Here is a 17,035-nt window from a genome sequence, read left to right as displayed (position 1 = left end):
GATCGGGGGCGGAACCGGCCCGCTTGACCACAAACCCATTCGCGCAGCACGCGCGGTGTCAAGAGCCGACCTGTCTACGTTACAGCATGGATGCTGGGAACGGGCTGCCGATCCTGATGCGGACGCGCAGGGGTATAAGGGAGCTATGACCTCCGTCGACGCGATCGTCATCGGCTCCGGCCCCAACGGGCTCGCGGCCGCCGTCACGCTGGCCCGCGCCGGCCTCGGCGTCCACGTCTACGAGCGCAGCGCCATTCCCGGCGGCGGCCTGCGCACCGAGGAGGTGACCCTCCCCGGCTTCCGGCACGATATGTGCTCCGCGGTGCACCCGCTCGCGTTCGCGTCCGGCTTCTTCCGGAAGTTCGGGCTCCAGGAGCGGATCCCGTTCGTCACGCCGTCCGCCTCGTACGGGCAGCCGCTCGACGGTGGCCGCGCGGCGATCGCCTACCGGGACATCGACCGCACGGCCGATGCGCTCGGCGTGGACGGGCCAGCCTGGCGCGCGCTGCTCGGGCCGCTGGCGCGGAACGCGGACGCCGTTGCGCAGTTCACCGGGTCGCCCGTGCTGCGCATCCCGCGGCATCCCCTCGTCGCGGCGCGCTTCGGCCTGACCGCGATCGCGCAGGGCGGCCCGTGGTGGGACCTGCCGTTCCGCACCGAGGAGCCGGGCGCGCTGCTCACCGGCGTCTTCGCGCACGCGACCGTTCCGCTGCCGAGCGTCGCGGGCGCGGCGGCCGGCCTCACCCTCGCCGCGTACGCGCACGCGCGCGGCTGGCCGCTCCCGATCGGCGGGTCGCAGTCGATCGCCGACGCCCTGATCGCGGACCTCACGGCGCACGGCGGCGAGCTCATCACCGGGACCGACGTCACGTCGCTCGGCGAGCTGCCCGACGCGCGCGCGATCCTCTTCGACACGCACGTGGACGCGGCGGCGCGGCTCGGCCAGGACCGGCTGCCGGGCGGCTACCTGCGGCGCATCTCGCGGTTCCGGAACGGCAACGGCGTCTTCAAGATCGACTTCGCGCTCTCCGGACCGGTGCCGTGGACCAACCCGGCGCTCGCGGAGACGGCGACCGTGCACATCGGCGCCGACCGGGCGGCGATCGCCCGTTCGGAGCGGACGGTCGCGCGCGGAAGGGAGAGCGACGACCCGTACGTGCTCGTCTCGCAGCCCACCCTGTTCGACGGCAGCCGCGCGCCGGCGGGCAAGCACGTGCTGTGGGCGTACACGCACGTCCCGAAGGGGTCGACCTCGGACCGGAGCGAGGCGGTGATCGCGCAGATCGAGCGCTTCGCGCCCGGTTTCCGCGACCTCATCCTCGGCACGGCGACCAAGACGGCGAAGGAGATGGAGCGCTTCGACCCGAACTACATCGGCGGCGACATCTCGGCGGGGATGCCGTCCTTCGGCCAGCTGATCGCGCGTCCCGTGCTCTCCGCCGATCCGTGGCGGATGCCGGGACGCGGGCTCTACCTCGCCTCGTCGTCGGCCATTCCAGGGCCCGGCGTGCACGGGCTGGCCGGATACTACGCGGCCCGCAGTGCGCTGCGGCACGAGTTCGGCGTCACCAGGATGCCGTCGCTGGCACCGGAGAGGGGTGCATGATGTCGGTCACCGTCCGACGCTTCAGCTGTCCACCGGAGGACGTCTTCGCCGCCCTGGCCGACCCGTGGGTGTACCCGACCTGGGTGGTCGGGGCCTCGCGGTTGCGCGCCGCGGACCGGCGCTACCCCGAGGTGGGGGCGCGTCTGCACCACTCCATCGGGGTCTGGCCGTTCGTGCTGAACGACGAGACGAAGGTGGAGGAGTGGGACCCGCCGCGAAAGATGGTGCTCACCGCGCGCACGCGGCCGTTCGGCGAGGAGCGCGTGCAGATCGAGGCGAGCACGCGCGGTCCCGGCTGCGTCGTGCGGATGGAGGAGCACCCGGTGCGCGGCCCGGTGACCTTGATCCCGTCCGGCGTCGCCGACCTCATCCTGCACATCCGCAACGTCGAGACCCTCCGCCGCCTCGAATGGGTCGCCCGGGGCCTCGCCCACTCCCGCACCCCCACCTCTTAGCGGCCGAGTACGCAGAGCATCTGCGTACTCGGCCGTTTCGGGGCGATTTTCTGCGTACTCGGCGGCCGGGGTGTGGAGGGTGCGTAACATTCCGGACTCATGGGACGGGTATGGTCGCGGGATGCGCACCGCGATCCGTCCCGAGCCGCCCCGCCAGCCCGACGTGGAGGAGCTGCTGCGCCTGAGCGACGAGTTCACGCGCGCGCTGTACCCGGCCGAGAGCTGCCACCTGCTCGACGTCGCCGAACTCGAACGGCCTGGCGTCACCGTCTTCGTCGGCCGCGATGACGACGGCACCGCGCTCGGGATGGCGGCCCTGGTGGCGAAGGGCGACGGCTCCGCGGAGCTGAAGCGGATGTTCGTGCGCTCCGAGGCGCGCGGGAGGGGCGTCGCCTCCGCGCTGCTCGGCGCGGTCGAGGACGCGGCGGCCGGGGCCGACGTGTCCACCCTGCAGCTGGAGACCGGCCCGCTGCAGCCGGCGGCGATCGCGCTGTACGAGAGCCGGGGTTACGCGCCCATCCCGGCGTTCGGCGAGTATGTCGGCGACCCCAACTCGGTCTGCTATGAGAAGAGCCTCGCGGCACGCTGACCGGCCCCCGCGCTGTCGGCACTAGCGGGTGTCGCGGCGGCCCGCTAGCCTGGCGCCACCCCCGGGGAGGCAGCGATGACGGACGAGCCGAGCACGACCCGCGATTCCGGCCGCGGCGGCACCGCGCACGGCTGGATGATCGGACTGATCGCCGCAGGCGCCGCGCTCGTGCTGATCGGCGGCGGGATGATCGCCGGCGTCTTCACGACGCTGCTGCTCGCGGGCAACCGCGGCAGCTGCGACGCGGCGGGCGTCGCAGACCGGGTGCTCCCCACGATCGTGACCGTGCAGGTGGCCGGCGAGAACGGCTCGAGCAATGGCAGCGGGCAGATCATCGACGACAACGGCTACATCCTGACCAACAACCACGTCGTCTCCCCCGCCGCGAAGGGCGGCTCGCTCGCGGTGCGGTTCAGCGACGGCCACGAGCTCCCCGCGACCCTGGTCGGCCGCGACCCGACCACCGACCTCGCGGTCGTGAAGGTGGACGACGACGACCCGCTACCCGTGATCGAGACGGGCGACTCCGGCGCGCTCGACGTCGGCCAGCCCGTCGTCGCCCTCGGCGCCCCGCTCGGGCTCTCCAGCACTGTCACCGCGGGGATCGTCAGCGCGCTCGGCCGCACCGTCCCCGTCCCGAGCGACGACGACAGCAACGCGGTGCTCGCGGGCGCCATCCAGACCGACGCGTCGATCAACCCCGGCAACTCGGGAGGCGCCCTCGTCGACTGCAGCGGCCGGCTGGTCGGCGTGAACACGGCGATCGCCACGGTGCCGGGCTCAGCTGGCCAGCGCAGCCTCGGCAGCGTCGGGATCGGCTTCGCCGTCCCCGTCGCGCAGGCGCTGCCGATCGCGCACGAGCTGATCGAGCACGGCGAGGTGAACCACCCGACCGCCGGGGTCTCGGTCACGCCCATCCCGCCGTCGGTCGCCGCGACCTACGGGATCACCGACGGGCTGTTCGTGCAGGCCGTCGTGGTGGGCGGCCCCGCGGCGAAGGCCGGGATCCGCCCCGGCGACGTGATCACGAGCGTGAACGGCCACCCGGCGGTCAGCGTGGACGTGCTCACCGCCATCCAGGTCACGAGCTCGGCCGGCGACGAGGTCGACGTCGTCTACGTCCGCGGCGGCCACGAGCACACCACCACCGTCACCCTCCGCTGACCCGGTCCCGCCGGCCGCGGAGCGGAAGGTCACGAGCCGCGGATGCGGCGGGAGAGCTCGGCTGCGGCGTCGCGGACCCGGGCGGCCAGGGCGTCCCAGCGCTCCGGCGGGACGTTCTCCCGCGGGAAGGTGATCGCGATCCCGGCCGCGGGCCAGCCGGCGTGGTCGCGCACCGAGACGGCCACCGACGCGAAGCCGGGGGTCACGTCGCCGTCCTCCGTCGCGTACCCGCGCTCGCGCGCCTCCCCCACCAGCCGGCGCAGCTCGGCGTACGAGTGCGGTCCCGCGCCGGTGCGGTCCTCGAAGGCGTCGCTGTCCGGGTACAGCGCGCGCAGCTGCCCGGGCGGGAGGGACGCGAGCAGCGCGCGTCCGCTGGCCGTCAGGTGCGCGGGCAGCCGGACGCCGACGTCGGTGACGAGGCGCGGGCGGCGGCGGGCGCGCTCCTCCACGATGTAGACGACGTCCCTGCCGTGCAGCACCGCGATGTGCCCGGACTCCCCCAGCGCGTCGACGAGCGCGGCGACGATGGGACGGCCGAGCCTGCTGAGCGGCTCCTGGCGGGAGAACGCGCTGGAGAGCTCGTAGGCCGCGACGCCGAGGCCGTACCGCCGCGCCTCCGGGAAGTGCAGCACGAACCCGTGCTCGGCGAGCACCGTGAGCAGGTGGTAGACCGTCGAGCGCGGCAGGCCGAGGGCGGTGGCGATGCCGGCGGCGGGGACGGGGCCGCGCTGCGCCGCCAGGTGGCCCAGGATGCGCAGCGTGTTCTCCGCGGCAGGGACCTTGCTCGCCATGACCTCGCCCCCCTCCGTCGCCCGTCGCGCTGTCTGGAATCCCGGACACAGATGAGCGTACAACCGGGGCGCCGGCCCGTCCTCCCGGCGCATGATCGGAGCATGCTCGTCACCACCACTGAGATCACCGTCGGCGCAGCCCCGCTCACCATCGCCGACGTCGTCGCCGTCGCCCGCGACGGCGCGCCCGTCCGCCTCGACGCCGAGGCCCTGGACGCGGTCGACGCCTCTCGCGCGATCGTCGAGGCCCTCGCCGACGACGTCGAACCGCACTACGGCATCTCCACCGGATTCGGCGCCCTCGCCACCACGTTCATCCCCGCCGAGCGCCGCGCCCAGCTGCAGGCGAGCCTGGTCCGCTCGCACGCGGCCGGCTCCGGGCCCGAGGTCGAGCGCGAGGTCGTCCGCGCGCTCATGCTGCTGCGCCTCGCCACGCTGATGACCGGCCGCACGGGCGCGCAGCGGAAGACCGTCGAGACGTACGCCGCCCTCCTGAACGCGGGGATCACCCCTATCGTCCGCGAGTACGGCTCGCTCGGCTGCTCCGGCGACCTCGCCCCGCTCGCGCACTGCGCGCTTGCGGCGATGGGCGAGGGCCAGGTCCGGGTGGACGGCGAGCTGCGGGAGGCGGCGGACGCCCTCGCCGACGCCGGGATCGAGCCGGTTGTCCTCGCCGAGAAGGAGGGCCTCGCGCTCATCAACGGCACCGACGGGATGCTCGGGATGCTGTCGCTCGCGCTGCACGACCTGGCTACCCTGCTCACCACGGCCGACATCGCCGCCGCGATGAGCGTCGAGGCGCTGCTCGGCACCGACGCCGTGTTCGCCGACGACCTGCAGCGGCTGCGCCCGCAGGCCGGGCAGGCGGTCTCCGCCGGCAACCTGCGCAGCCTGCTCGCCGGCTCCCCGCTCGTCGCAAGCCACAAGGGGCCGGAGTGCACGCGCGTGCAGGACGCGTACTCGCTGCGCTGCGCGCCCCAGGTGCACGGCGGCGCCAGGGACACCGTCGCGCACGCGACGCTGGTCGCCGAGCGCGAGCTCGCCTCCGCGGTCGACAACCCGGTGCTCACCCTGGACGGGCGCGTCGAGTCGAACGGCAACTTCCACGGCGCTCCGGTCGCGTACGTGCTGGACTTCCTCGCGATCGTCGTGGCCGACGTCGCGAGCATGTCGGAGCGCCGCACCGACCGCTTCCTCGACCCGGCCCGCAACCAGGGGCTCCCGCCGTTCCTCGCGCACGAGGTCGGCGTGGACTCGGGGCTCATGATCGCCCAGTACACCGCCGCGGGCATCGTCTCCGAGCTGAAGCGCCTGGCGGCGCCCGCGTCGGTGGACAGCATCCCCTCGTCGGCCATGCAGGAGGACCACGTGTCGATGGGCTGGGCGGCCGCGCGCAAGCTGCGCCGCGCCATCGACGGCCTCGGCCGCGTGCTCGCGATCGAGCTGATGACCGCATCCCGCGGCGCCGAGCTGCGCGCCCCGCTGCAGCAGGGCCCGGCGACCGCCGCGGTCACCGCCACCCTGCGCACCACCGTTCCCGGCCCCGGCCCGGACCGGCACCTGTCCCCCGAGATCGAGGCCGCTGTCGCCCTCGTCGCCTCCGGCGCCGTCCGCGCCGCCGCCGAGCAGGCCACCGGCCCCCTCGCCTAACCCACCCGCACACAGCCGAGTACGCAGAAAGTCGGCCCCAAACGGCCGAGTACGCAGAGAATTCGCGTACTCGGCGGCTTACCACGAGAGGATCAGAGACCATGCAGGGAGCACGTGAGGTGCGGGCGCCGCGCGGCGCCGAGCTGAGCGCGAAGAGCTGGCAGACCGAGGCGCCGCTGCGCATGCTGATGAACAACCTCGACCCCGAGGTCGCCGAGCGCCCCGACGACCTCGTCGTCTACGGCGGAACCGGCCGCGCCGCCCGCAGCTGGGAGGCGTTCGACGCCATCGTCGCCACGCTCTGCGACCTCGAGGCGGACGAGACCCTGCTGGTGCAGTCCGGCAAGCCGGTCGGCGTGTTCCGCACGCACGAGTGGGCGCCGCGCGTGCTGATCGCCAACTCCAACCTCGTGGGCGACTGGGCGACGTGGCCCGAGTTCCGCCGGCTGGAGGCGCTCGGCCTGACCATGTACGGCCAGATGACCGCCGGCTCCTGGATCTACATCGGCTCGCAGGGCATCCTGCAGGGCACCTACGAGACGTTCGCCGCGATCGCCGACAAGCGGTTCGGCGGCTCCCTCGCCGGCACCCTCACCCTCACCGGCGGCTGCGGAGGGATGGGCGGCGCCCAGCCGCTCGCCGTCACGCTCAACGGCGGAGCGGTCCTCATCGTGGACGTCGATCGAACGCGGCTGCAGCGCCGCGTCGACCACGGCTACCTGGACGAGCTCGCCGACGACATCGACGACGCGATCGCCCGGGTGACCGCCGCGAAGGACGAGCGCCGCGCCCTCTCCGTCGGCCTGGTCGGCAACGCCGCCGCCGTCTTCCCCGAGCTGCTGCGCCGCGGCGTCCCGATCGACATCGTCACCGACCAGACCAGCGCACACGACCCGCTCAGCTACCTGCCGGAAGGCGTGACGGTCGAGGAGTGGCACGACCGCGCGGCCGCCGACCCGGAGGGCTTCACGATCGCCGCCCGGCTCTCGATGGCGAAGCAGGTGGAGGCGATGGTCGGCTTCCTGGACGCCGGTGCCGAGGTCTTCGACTACGGCAACTCCATCCGCACGGAGGCGCAGCTCGGCGGCTACGACCGCGCGTTCGCGTTCCCCGGCTTCGTGCCGGCCTACATCCGCCCGCAGTTCGAGGAGGGCCGCGGACCGTTCCGCTGGGCGGCGCTCTCCGGCGACCCGGCGGACATCGCGGCGACCGACCGCGCCATCCTGGAACTCTTCCCCGACGACCACAAGCTGCACCGCTGGATCACCCAGGCCGGCGAGAAGGTCCACTTCGAGGGGCTGCCGGCGCGCATCTGCTGGCTCGGCTACAAGGAGCGGCACCTGGCCGGGCTGCGGTTCAACGAGCTGGTCGCCTCCGGCGACGTCAGCGCGCCGATCGTGATCGGCCGCGACCACCTCGACTCCGGCTCCGTGGCCTCGCCGTACCGGGAGACGGAGGCGATGAAGGACGGCTCGGACGCCATCGCCGACTGGCCGCTGCTGAACGCCCTGCTGAACACCGCGTCCGGCGCCACCTGGGTGTCGCTGCACCACGGCGGCGGCGTCGGGATCGGCCGCAGCATCCACGCGGGGCAGGTCGTGGTCGCGGACGGCACCCCGCTCGCGGCCGAGAAGATCGAGCGGGTGCTCACCAACGACCCCGGCACCGGCGTCATGCGGCACGTGGATGCGGGCTACGAGCACGCGGCGGAAGTCGCCCGCGAGCGCGGCCTGCGCATCCCGATGCAGGACGGCGCCGTCTGATGTCCCGCGCGACGCTGCTGACCGGGATCGGCGAGCTCGTCACGCTCGATCCGCAGCACGACGGACCGCTCGGCGTCGTCGCCGACGCCGCCCTGCTGACGGTCGACGGGCGCGTCGAGTGGACCGGTCCGGCGTCGGCTGCGCCGCGCGAGGACGCGGACGAGGTGCTGGATGCGCGCGGCGCGGCCGTCATCCCCGGCCTCGTGGACAGCCACACGCACCTCGTGTTCGGCGGGGACCGCTCGGCGGAGTTCGAGGCGCGGATGGCCGGGCGGCCGTATTCCGCCGGCGGCATACGCAGCACGGTCGCGGCGACGCGCGCTGCGTCGGACGACGGGCTGCGCGCCAGGCTGGCCGGGTTCGTCGCCGAGCTGCACGCGCAGGGCACCACGACGTTCGAGATCAAGAGCGGGTACGGGCTCACCGTCGACGACGAGGCGCGCATCCTGCGGCTGGCGCGCGAGGTGACGGAGGAGACGACGTTCCTCGGCGCGCACGTCGTCCCGGCCGAGTTCGCCGACGACCCGGACGCGTACGTGGATGTGGTCACCGGCCCGATGCTGGACGCGTGCGCACCGCACGCGCGCTGGGTGGACGTGTTCTGCGAGCGCGGGGCGTTCACCGTCGAGCAGTCGCGGCGCGTGCTCACCGCGGGCGCGGAGCGCGGCCTCGGCGTGCGCGTGCATGCCAGCCAGCTCGCGCCGGGCGACGGCGTCGCCCTCGCGGTGGAGCTGGACGCGGCGAGCGTCGACCACTGCACCTACCTGACCGACGCGGATGTGGAGCGGCTGGCGGCGTCGGACACCGTCGCGACGCTCCTGCCCGGCGTCGAGTTCTCGACCAGGCAGCCCTACCCGGACGCGCGCCGGCTGATCGACGCGGGCGTCTCGGTCGCGCTGGCCAGCGACTGCAACCCCGGCTCGTCGTTCACGTCCTCGCTGCCGTTCTGCATCGCCGTCGCCGTGCGCGACATGGGCATGACCGTGGCAGAGGCGCTGCGCGCCGCGACGCTCGGGGGCGCCCAAGCGCTCCGCCGCAGCGACGTCGGTCACCTGCGCCGCGGCGCCCGCGCCGACTACGCCGTCCTGGACGCCCCCTCGCACGTCCACCTCGCCTACCGCCCCGGCGTCCCCCTCATCGCCCGCACCCACCGCGCCACCCCCTGACGGCCGAGTACGCAGAAAGTCCGCCCGAAAGGGCCGAGTACGCAGATCATCTGCGTACTCGACTGCTGCGGGGGCGGGTCAGCGGGTGGCGAGGCCGGCGGCGGCCTCGAGGATGAGGAGGGCGGCCAGGCGGACGGTGCGAGCGTCCTCGGCGTCGGCGGTGGCGTCCACCTCGGCGATGTCGAGGGAGCGGACCAGCGGGGATGCGCCGGCCAGCCGCGCGAAGCGGCGCAGCTCCCACGCCGCGAGCCCGCCGGGCACCGAGGCCGGGCAGCCGGGGGCGACCGACCGGTCGCACACGTCGACGTCCAGGTCCACGTGCACCGGCCCGCCCGCCGCGCCCGCGACGGCGAGCGCCTCGGCCATCACGTCGTCGATCGGCCTCCGGTGCAGCTCGTCCCTGTGTACGACGGTGATGCCGTACTCGGCGGCGCGGCGGCTGTAGGCGGCCGAGTTCGCGAAGTCCGCGATGCCGACCTGGACGATGCGGCGGCCGTCGAGCCCCGCCTCCACGAGCCGCCGCACCGGCGAGCCGTTGGAGATGCCGTCGCGCAGGTCGTGGTGGGCGTCGAGCGTGATCAGCCCGGCGGTCGGCAGCTCGTCCCCGAAAGAACCGAGCGCCGCAGGCACGGTGAGGGAGTTGTCGCCGCCGACCGCGACCGTGACGCGGGAGGCGGCCGCGACAGCGCGCATCGCCTCCGTCGCCCGCGCCTCGCCCTCCGCGCCGTCCGGCTCCGCGACGTCCCCGGCGTCCGCGAAGCGCAGCGCCTCCACCTCGATCCCCGGCACGTGCGCCGAGTACCGGCGCAGGGCCTCCCGCACGGCCGCGGGCGTCGCGTGGGCGCCGGTCGGCGAGAGCGACGTGCGCCAGGTGGGGATGCCGAGCAGTGTCAGGTCGAGGCGCCCGGCCGCGGACGCCTCAGCGAGCGGCGGCCAGCCGCCCGCGCGCGGCCACAGGGGATCGACGGAGAGGCTCATACCGCGACGCTAGCAACGCGCCCCGCCCGCAGGCTCTCCATACCCGCCCCCACCGTCTGGCCCCCCAGACACTGGCCCGGTCCCTCGCGGTTCTACAGCTGCGTCCCGCCCGCGGGCGCCGTGAACACCGGCGGCTCCGGCTTCACCGGCGTATCGCCGTCGTCGCCGCGACCGTCCCCGTCGCCGCCGCCCTTCGCCGCCTTCCGCGCCTGGCGGCGCTCGCGCGCGCCCTCGACCAGGTTGTAGAGCGTCGGCAGCACGACCAGCGTGAGCACGGTCGACGAGATCAGCCCGCCGATGACCACGATCGCGAGCGGCTGCGAGATGAAGCCGCCGTGTCCGGTGAGGCCGATCGCCATCGGGGTGAGCGCGGCGATCGTCGCGAGCGCCGTCATCAGGATGGGCCGCAGACGACGGGAGGCCCCGTGCGCGACCGCGTCCGCGACCGAGAGCCCGCGCCGCCGGTACTGGTTGACCAGGTCGATGAGGACGATCGCGTTCGTCACGACGATGCCGATCAGCATCAGCACGCCGATCAGCGAGGCGACGCCGAGCGGGATGCCCGAGATCACCTGCAGCGCGATCGCGCCGGTCGCCGCGAACGGCACCGAGACCAGCAGCAGCAGCGGCTGACGCAGCGAGCGGAAGGTCGCGACCATCACGATGTAGACGATCAGGATGGCCGCCAGTAGCGCGAGCCCGAGCTGCGCGAACGCGTCCGACTGGCTGGACGAGACGCCGCCGATGGTCGCCGTCGCGCCCGACGGCAGGTCGGCGTCCTTGAGCGCCTTCGTGACCTCCTGGTTCGCGGTGGTGAGGTTGTCCGTCGCCGGGGTCGCCGTCACCGTCGAGGTGCGCAGCCCGCGCTCGGTGGTGACGGTCGCCGGTCCCTTCGCCTCCTGGACGGTCGCGAGCGTGTTCAGCGGCACGACGCCGCGCGCGGTCGGGATCGGCAGCTCGGAGAGCCCGGCGACCGTGGTCGGCGGGTTGTCCGACTGCAGGTAGATCTTCAGCGACGTGTTGTCGATCGCGACCGTCCCGACCTGGGTCGGCTGCATGGCCTGCGAGACCAGGGTGCCGACGGCGACCTCGCTGAGGCCCGCCTCCGCCGCCTTGGTCCTGTCCACGTCCACCGAGACGTACGGCAGCGACGCGCTGAGGTTGTCGGTCACCTGGCTGAGCGAGGACTGCTTCTTCAGCTCGGCGGTCACCGCGTCCGTCGCCGTCTGCAGGTCGGACTCGCTGCTCGCCGAGATGTCCACCTCGATGTCGTTCGACGCGCCGAACCCGCTCTGCGAGGAGACCTGGATGTCGCCCTGGCCGTCGATCGCGGCGAGCTCGTCCTGGATGGTGCTCTGCAGCTTCTCCTGGTCGGCGTCCGGGTCGGTGGTGATCGAGAACGTGGTGTTGCCGCCGCCGCCGGTGAACGCGTCGCGCAGCGACGACCCGCTGGAGCCGATCGAGACCTGGACGGTCTCGACCCCGTCGGTGTCGAGCAGCTTCTTCTCGACCACCTTCGCGGCGTCGTCCTTCGCCTGCAGGCTGGTGCCCGGCTCCAGGGTCTGGGTGACCGTGAGCGAGTTCTGGCCGCTGGCCCCGAGGAAGTTCGTCTTCATCAGCGGCACCAGGGCGATCGTCCCGATGAGGACGACAAGCGAGAGGATGACCGTGATCGCGGAGTGCTTGAGCGTCCACCGGATGATCGGCAGATATCCGCTCTGCAGCCGCGACGGGTGCTCCAGCTCGTCCTCGCCGGAGGCGGTCGCCTCGTCGATGGAGAGGTGGGCGGACGCGGCGTCGTGCTCGGCGCCCTCGTGCTTGCGCGGCTTCGGCGCGCGCAGGAACCAGTAGGCGAGCACCGGGACGATCGTGAGCGCGACCAGCAGCGACGACAGCAGTGCGATGGTCACGGTGAGCGCGAACGGCCGGAACAGCTCGCCCGTCACGTCGCCGACGAAGGCCAGCGGCAGGAAGACGGCGACCGTGGTGATCGTGGACGCGGTGATCGCGCCGGCGACCTCGCGCACGGCGCGCACGATGGTCACGGCGCGGTCGACGCCGGGCACCAGCTGTCTCTTGATGTTCTCGATGACCACGATGGAGTCGTCCACGACGCGGCCGATGGCGATGGTGAGCGCGCCGAGCGTGATGATGTTGAGCGTGTAGCCGGTCGCCCACATCACGACGAACGTGATGAGCACGCTGGTCGGGATGGAGATCGCGGTCACCAGGGTCGAGCGGACCGACAGCAGGAACACCAGGATGACGATGACGGCCATCAGCAGGCCGAGCAGGCCCTCCTGGGTGAGCGACTCGATCGACTGGGTGATGAACGGCGCCTGGTCGAAGACGACGGTGATCGTCGCGCCGTCGCCGAGCTTCTTCTCCAGGTCGGACACGATCGAGGTCACGCCGTGCGAGACCTCGACGGTGTTCGCGGACGGCAGCTTGGTGACGGCGATGGTGAGCGCCGGCTTGCCGTCGACGCGGGAGATGGAGGTGGTCGGGTCGTCGGTCTGCGCGACGGTGGCGACCTCGCCGATGGTGTGCGGCGTGACGACGGTGATCGCGGCGCCCGCCGCGCCTCCGGTCGTCGCGCCCGGCTGCGCGCCGGCACCGCCGGTCGCGGCACCCGCACCCGCGCCGCCGGTCGTGCCCGCACCGGCTCCCGCGCCGCCGCCCGCGGCCGTCGCGCTCGCGATGAGCGGCAGGCTCTTGATGTCGTCCACCGACTTCAGCTGCGAACCCGACTGGATGGTCAGCGTCTTGCCGTCCTCGGTGATCGAGCCGCCGGGGAGCAGCACGCCGTTCTGCTGCAGGGCGTCCTTGATGGACGACGTGCTGAGTCCCGCGGCCGCGAGCTTCTCCGCGTCCGGGGTGATCGTGATGCGCTGGCCGACGTTGCCGACGAGCTGCGCGTCGTTGACACCGTCCACCTGCTTGAGGTCGGGGAGCGCCAGCTTCGTGATGTCGTCCGCGAGCTTCCGCTGGTCCGCGTCGCTGCTGACCGCGAGCTGGATGACGGGGAGGTCGTCGATCGAGCCGGAGAGCACCTGCGGCTCGACGCCGTCCGGCAGCGTCGACTTGATGCGGTTGACCGCCTGGTCGATCTTCTGCTCTGCGGTGGCGAGGTCCGTGCCGTAGTGGAACTGCGCCGTGATGATCGACTGGTTCGTGCTGCTGACCGCGGTGGTCTTCTCGAGGTCGGGAACACCCTGGATCGCCGCCTCCACCGGGGTGCTCACGTCGTTGTTGACCACCTCGGGCGACGCGCCGGGGTAGCTGGAGAGCACCACGAGCTGCGGGAACGAGATCGACGGGATGAGCTCCTGCTTGAGGTTCGTCAGCGCGAGGCCTCCGAACACGGCGGCGACGATCGTGACCAGGGCGATCAGGGCGCGGTTCTTCATGCTGAGAACGGCGAGAAAATGCACGGAGTTTCCCCTCGGCGGGTGTGGACGCAGGTGACACGGCGACGGCGGCGCAGCGAAAGTATCTCACCGCAGCATGAGCGTGATCCTCATGCCCAGGTACCACTTAGCGGGTGGAGACGCGGGATGACCGGTGCGTCGGCCGCGCTCAGACCACGTTCGGCAGCGTCCCGGCCTCGAAGTACGGAGCGGGCTCGGTGGACGCGACGGCCCAGGCCAGCGACAGCGCCGCGAACGCGCGCTCCGTCTCGTCCACCGAGTAGGTGATCGGGATGCGCAGGAACCGCTCGAAGGCGCCGTCCAGCCCGAAGCGGGGGCCTGCCGCGATCAGCAGGCCGTGGTTGCGGGCGCCGAGCGCGAGCGCGGAGCTGACCGGCGCTCCGATCCCGATCCAGGCGGCGAGCCCGCCGTGCAGGCTGGGGACGCTCCACCCCGGGAAGGTGCTCGCGACGAGCCTGCGCACGGTCTCGCGGCCGTCCCGCAGCTGCGACCGGCGCTCTTCGAGGATCTCCGCGGTCTGCGGCAGCATCCGCGCGACCACCAGCTGCTCGATCATCGGGGTGCCGAGATCCGTCGCCGGCTTGGCCGCGATCAGCCGCTGGATGACGGGCCGGTCCGCGCGGATCCAGCCGATCCGCAGCCCTCCCCAGAGGCTCTTGCTCGCCGAGCCGATGAGGACGACCGGCGCGTCCCCCGCCGACCGCTCGGCGTAGGCGGCCAGCGGCAGGGGAGAGCCCGGCCGGTCGATGTCGAGTTCGGCCGTGGTCTCGTCGCCGACGACGATCGTCCCGTGCGCGGCCGCCGACGCGAGCAGGCGCTCGCGGGTGCCGGGCGACATGGATGCGCCGGTCGGGTTGTGGAAGTCCGGCATGACGTAGGCGAGCGCGGGGCTCGCGCGGCGGATGGTCTGCTCGATCGCCTCGGCGTCCCAGCCGTCCTCCTCCGCGCCGATCGCGTGCGGGCCGTCCTCCGGCGGCGTCACCGTCACCGGGACGAGGCGCGCGCCCGCGAGCCGCAGGGCCTCCGTCGCGTGCGGGTAGGTGGGCATCTCGATGAGGGCGCGGTCGCCCCTGGTCAGGAACGCGCGGGCGATGAGCGCGATCGCCTGCTGCGCGCCGACGGTCACGAGCACCTGCTCCGGGTCGGTCGGCAGCCCCCGCTCGCGGTAGCGCTCGGCGATCGCCTCGCGCAGGTGCGGCAGGCCGACCGGGTCGTAGCCGGAGTCCGGCAGGAAGTGCGGCAGCTCCTCGGCCGCGGCACGCGCGGCGGCCGGCAGGGATGCGGCCGCGGGCAGCGCCGCCTTCGTGAAGTCCAGCATCCCCTCCGAGGCGGCGGCCGGCAGCGCGAGCGCCGGTCCGGGCAGCCGGGCGACGCTCCCGGAGCCGCGCACGCTCTCCAGGAAGCCGGCGTCGCGCAGCTGCCGGTAGGCGGCGGATACGGTGGTCCGGCTCAGGTCGAGGCGCCCGGCGAGCTCGCGCTCGGCGGGCAGCCGGGTGCCGATCGGGATGCGCCCGTCCAGCACCAGGAGCCGCACGCGATCCGCGAGGGACTGGTAGGAGGGAGCGGCTCCGCGCCAGCTGCCGAGCAGCGTCTCGAGCGAGCGGGCGGTGAGGTGCGCGTCGGACATGCAAGCCACTCTATGTCGATTGGCATCTTGATGGAAGGCCAATCGGCCGATTGGATTGTCAGCATGTCCAGCCGCCTCCTTCTCCCCCGCCGCCTCGTGCAGCTGCTCATCGGCCTGTTCCTCTACGGGATGGCGATCGCGCTCATGATCCGCGCCGGCATCGGCGTCTCGCCGTGGGACGTGCTGGCGCAGGGCATCTCGCTGCACACCGGCATCGCGTTCGGCTGGGTCACCAACCTCGTCGGCCTCGCCGTGCTGGCGTTCTGGATCCCGCTGCGGCAGCGCCCCGGCCTCGGGACGGTGCTCAACGTGCTGCTGATCGGGCCGAGCGCGCAGTTCGGGCTGTGGGTCATCCCGCAGCAGACCGTGCTGTGGGCGCAGGTGCTGGTGTTCACCGCCGGGCTGCTGCTGCTCGCGGTCGCGAGCGGCCTCTACATCGGCGCCCGGCTCGGTCCCGGGCCGCGCGACGGCCTGATGACCGGCCTGAACGCCCGCACCGGCTGGCCGATCTGGGCGGTCCGCACCGGCATCGAGGTCACCGTGCTCGTGATCGGCTGGTTCCTCGGCGGCAACGTCGGGATCGGCACGCTCGCCGAGGCGCTGCTGATCGGGCCGCTGTGCGGCATCACCCTCCCCCTCTTCGCCATCCGGCTCCCGCGGACCGTCGCTGCGTCCGCCGAGCTGGAGGGCGAGCTCGAAGGCACGGCGGTGCAAGGCGCCGGCCTTCGGGACGAGCAGGATGCCGTCCGTTTCGACGTGCGTGACGGCATCCTGCTCGAGTCCGACGCGCGGACCCGTTCGCGCGCCGCCGACCGCGCCGACTCGCCGTTCGTGCGCGGCCCGCAGCCGGATCGCGGCCCCGCGGAGCCGCGCGCGCCGCGCCCCTCCCGCCTCATCGCCGCGCACTGGCTCGACGACCGCATCACCGGCCGCGCCGGCACCCTCCGCTCCTGACCCCACCCCAGCCGCCGAGTACGCAGAAACTGCGCCCGAAACAGCCGAGTACGCAGAGAATCTGCGTACTCGGCTGCTGCTAGAGGGAGGCGGCGTAGACGCGCAGGGCGTCGCGGACGAACGTGGCGCCCTCGGTGCCGCCGTAGTTGGCGGCGAAGCGCGGGTCGGCGACATACATGTCGCCGAGACCGGTCAGGTAAGCCGCGGGCGGACCGCCCTCGCCGTAGCCGGGGGTCGCCGGGATGTCGGCGAGCCACTCGGCGTGCCTGCGGGCCAGCGCCTGCGCCTCCTGGGAGTCCGGGGCGACGCCGCGCGCAGCCGCGTCCGTCCAGTCCGCCGCGAGGGCGCGCTGGCGCTGCTGCCAGGCCGTGCGCTCCTCCGCGCTCATCCCCCGCCACCAGCGGTCGGAGACGGCGTACGCCTCCTTCCCCCAGCGCTCCTCGACCTCGTCCTTGTACCGGGTGTGATCGAACCCGTCGAACATGTCCTCGGCCATGATCTGCTCTCCTTCCTCCATCGCGTGGATCGTCGACTCGACCGACGCGATCTGCCGCGCCAGCCTGTCCCGCTCCACGCGCAGCCACCGGAGGTGGTCGCGCAGGGCGGGCGCCGCATCCCGCTGGTCGTCGAGCACCCGGGCGATGGCCGGAAGGCCGAGCCCGAGGTCCCGCAGCAGCAGGATGCGCTGCAGCCGCACGAGGGCGTCGCGGTCGTAGTACCGGTAGCCGTTGGCCCCGATCCGTGCGGGCGGGAGCAGGCCGATGTCGTCGTAGTGACGCAGCGTCCTGCTCGTGGTCCCGGCGAGCCGGGCGATCTCCTGGATGCTCCAGTCGGCGGCCGTCTCGCTCACGTCCCGCTCCT

General features: G+C 73.2%; 13 protein-coding genes. 8 read left to right on the top strand and 5 right to left on the bottom strand.

Translation table 11 applies throughout. The features are described 5' to 3' along the window. Positions 1-145 precede the first annotated feature (145 nt). The 4 genes from ACTHMF_RS19370 to ACTHMF_RS19355 all read left to right on the top strand — a co-directional run bounded on the left by ACTHMF_RS19370 (position 146) and on the right by ACTHMF_RS19355 (position 3,814). Entirely contained in the window at positions 146-1,606 is a 1,461-nt protein-coding gene (locus tag ACTHMF_RS19370; protein WP_440319870.1) for a phytoene desaturase family protein, read from the top strand. Beyond that, the gene (locus tag ACTHMF_RS19365) at positions 1,603-2,061 is read left to right on the top strand and encodes an SRPBCC family protein (protein ID WP_440319868.1); all 459 of its coding nucleotides are present in this window, start codon (positions 1,603-1,605) and stop codon (positions 2,059-2,061) included. Before ACTHMF_RS19370 ends, ACTHMF_RS19365 begins: the two co-directional genes overlap by 4 nt. A 121-nt stretch (positions 2,062-2,182) precedes the next feature. After that, complete coding sequence (locus ACTHMF_RS19360) at positions 2,183-2,650, top strand: GNAT family N-acetyltransferase (RefSeq protein WP_440319866.1); 468 nt, start codon at positions 2,183-2,185, stop codon at positions 2,648-2,650. Positions 2,651-2,725: 75 nt separating this feature from the next. Next, positions 2,726-3,814, top strand: a complete 1,089-nt coding sequence (locus tag ACTHMF_RS19355; RefSeq protein ID WP_440319864.1) for a S1C family serine protease — start codon at positions 2,726-2,728, stop codon at positions 3,812-3,814. Positions 3,815-3,843: 29 nt separating this feature from the next. Here the strand turns inward: ACTHMF_RS19355 and ACTHMF_RS19350 are convergent, their stop codons facing one another. Continuing rightward, positions 3,844-4,605, bottom strand: coding sequence for an IclR family transcriptional regulator (locus tag ACTHMF_RS19350; protein ID WP_314149681.1), 762 nt, complete (start codon positions 4,603-4,605; stop codon positions 3,844-3,846). Positions 4,606-4,707: 102 nt separating this feature from the next. On the opposite strand from ACTHMF_RS19350, the gene hutH reads away from it, so the two are divergent. From hutH to hutI, 3 genes are all read left to right on the top strand, one after another. Continuing rightward, positions 4,708-6,255: a histidine ammonia-lyase gene (gene hutH, locus ACTHMF_RS19345; RefSeq protein ID WP_440319863.1), complete on the top strand. Its 1,548-nt coding sequence runs from the start codon at positions 4,708-4,710 to the stop codon at positions 6,253-6,255. Positions 6,256-6,356: 101 nt separating this feature from the next. Further along, positions 6,357-8,018, top strand: a complete 1,662-nt coding sequence (gene hutU, locus ACTHMF_RS19340; protein ID WP_440319862.1) for a urocanate hydratase — start codon at positions 6,357-6,359, stop codon at positions 8,016-8,018. After that, positions 8,018-9,184, top strand: coding sequence for an imidazolonepropionase (hutI, locus tag ACTHMF_RS19335; RefSeq protein WP_440319860.1), 1,167 nt, complete (start codon positions 8,018-8,020; stop codon positions 9,182-9,184). The genes hutU and hutI overlap by 1 nt, the downstream gene beginning before the upstream one ends. 78 nt (positions 9,185-9,262) lie before the next feature. On the opposite strand, the gene ACTHMF_RS19330 is transcribed toward hutI, so the two are convergent. The 3 genes from ACTHMF_RS19330 to yczR form a co-directional block, all read right to left on the bottom strand. After that, positions 9,263-10,162: an arginase family protein gene (locus ACTHMF_RS19330; protein ID WP_440319858.1), complete on the bottom strand. Its 900-nt coding sequence runs from the start codon at positions 10,160-10,162 to the stop codon at positions 9,263-9,265. A gap of 92 nt (positions 10,163-10,254) precedes the next feature. Beyond that, entirely contained in the window at positions 10,255-13,596 is a 3,342-nt protein-coding gene (locus ACTHMF_RS19325) for an efflux RND transporter permease subunit (protein WP_440319856.1), read from the bottom strand. 145 nt (positions 13,597-13,741) lie between these two features. Further along, on the bottom strand, positions 13,742-15,220 hold the full coding sequence (gene yczR, locus ACTHMF_RS19320) for a MocR-like transcription factor YczR (RefSeq protein ID WP_314149874.1): 1,479 nt from the start codon (positions 15,218-15,220) through the stop codon (positions 13,742-13,744). A 63-nt stretch (positions 15,221-15,283) separates the two neighbouring features. Here yczR and yczE point away from each other — a divergent pair, with 63 nt between their 5' ends. Beyond that, complete coding sequence (yczE, locus tag ACTHMF_RS19315; RefSeq protein ID WP_440319854.1) at positions 15,284-16,174, top strand: membrane protein YczE; 891 nt, start codon at positions 15,284-15,286, stop codon at positions 16,172-16,174. Between the two features lie 79 nt (positions 16,175-16,253). Here yczE and ACTHMF_RS19310 read toward each other — a convergent pair whose 3' ends face one another. Beyond that, complete coding sequence (locus ACTHMF_RS19310; RefSeq protein ID WP_440319853.1) at positions 16,254-17,024, bottom strand: MerR family transcriptional regulator; 771 nt, start codon at positions 17,022-17,024, stop codon at positions 16,254-16,256. Positions 17,025-17,035 lie beyond the last annotated feature (11 nt).

Origin of the sequence: Leifsonia sp. (assembly GCF_051955155.1) — a bacterium.
Lineage (GTDB): Bacteria > Actinomycetota > Actinomycetes > Actinomycetales > Microbacteriaceae > Leifsonia.
This window is presented reverse-complemented; position numbering and strand designations above follow the sequence as displayed.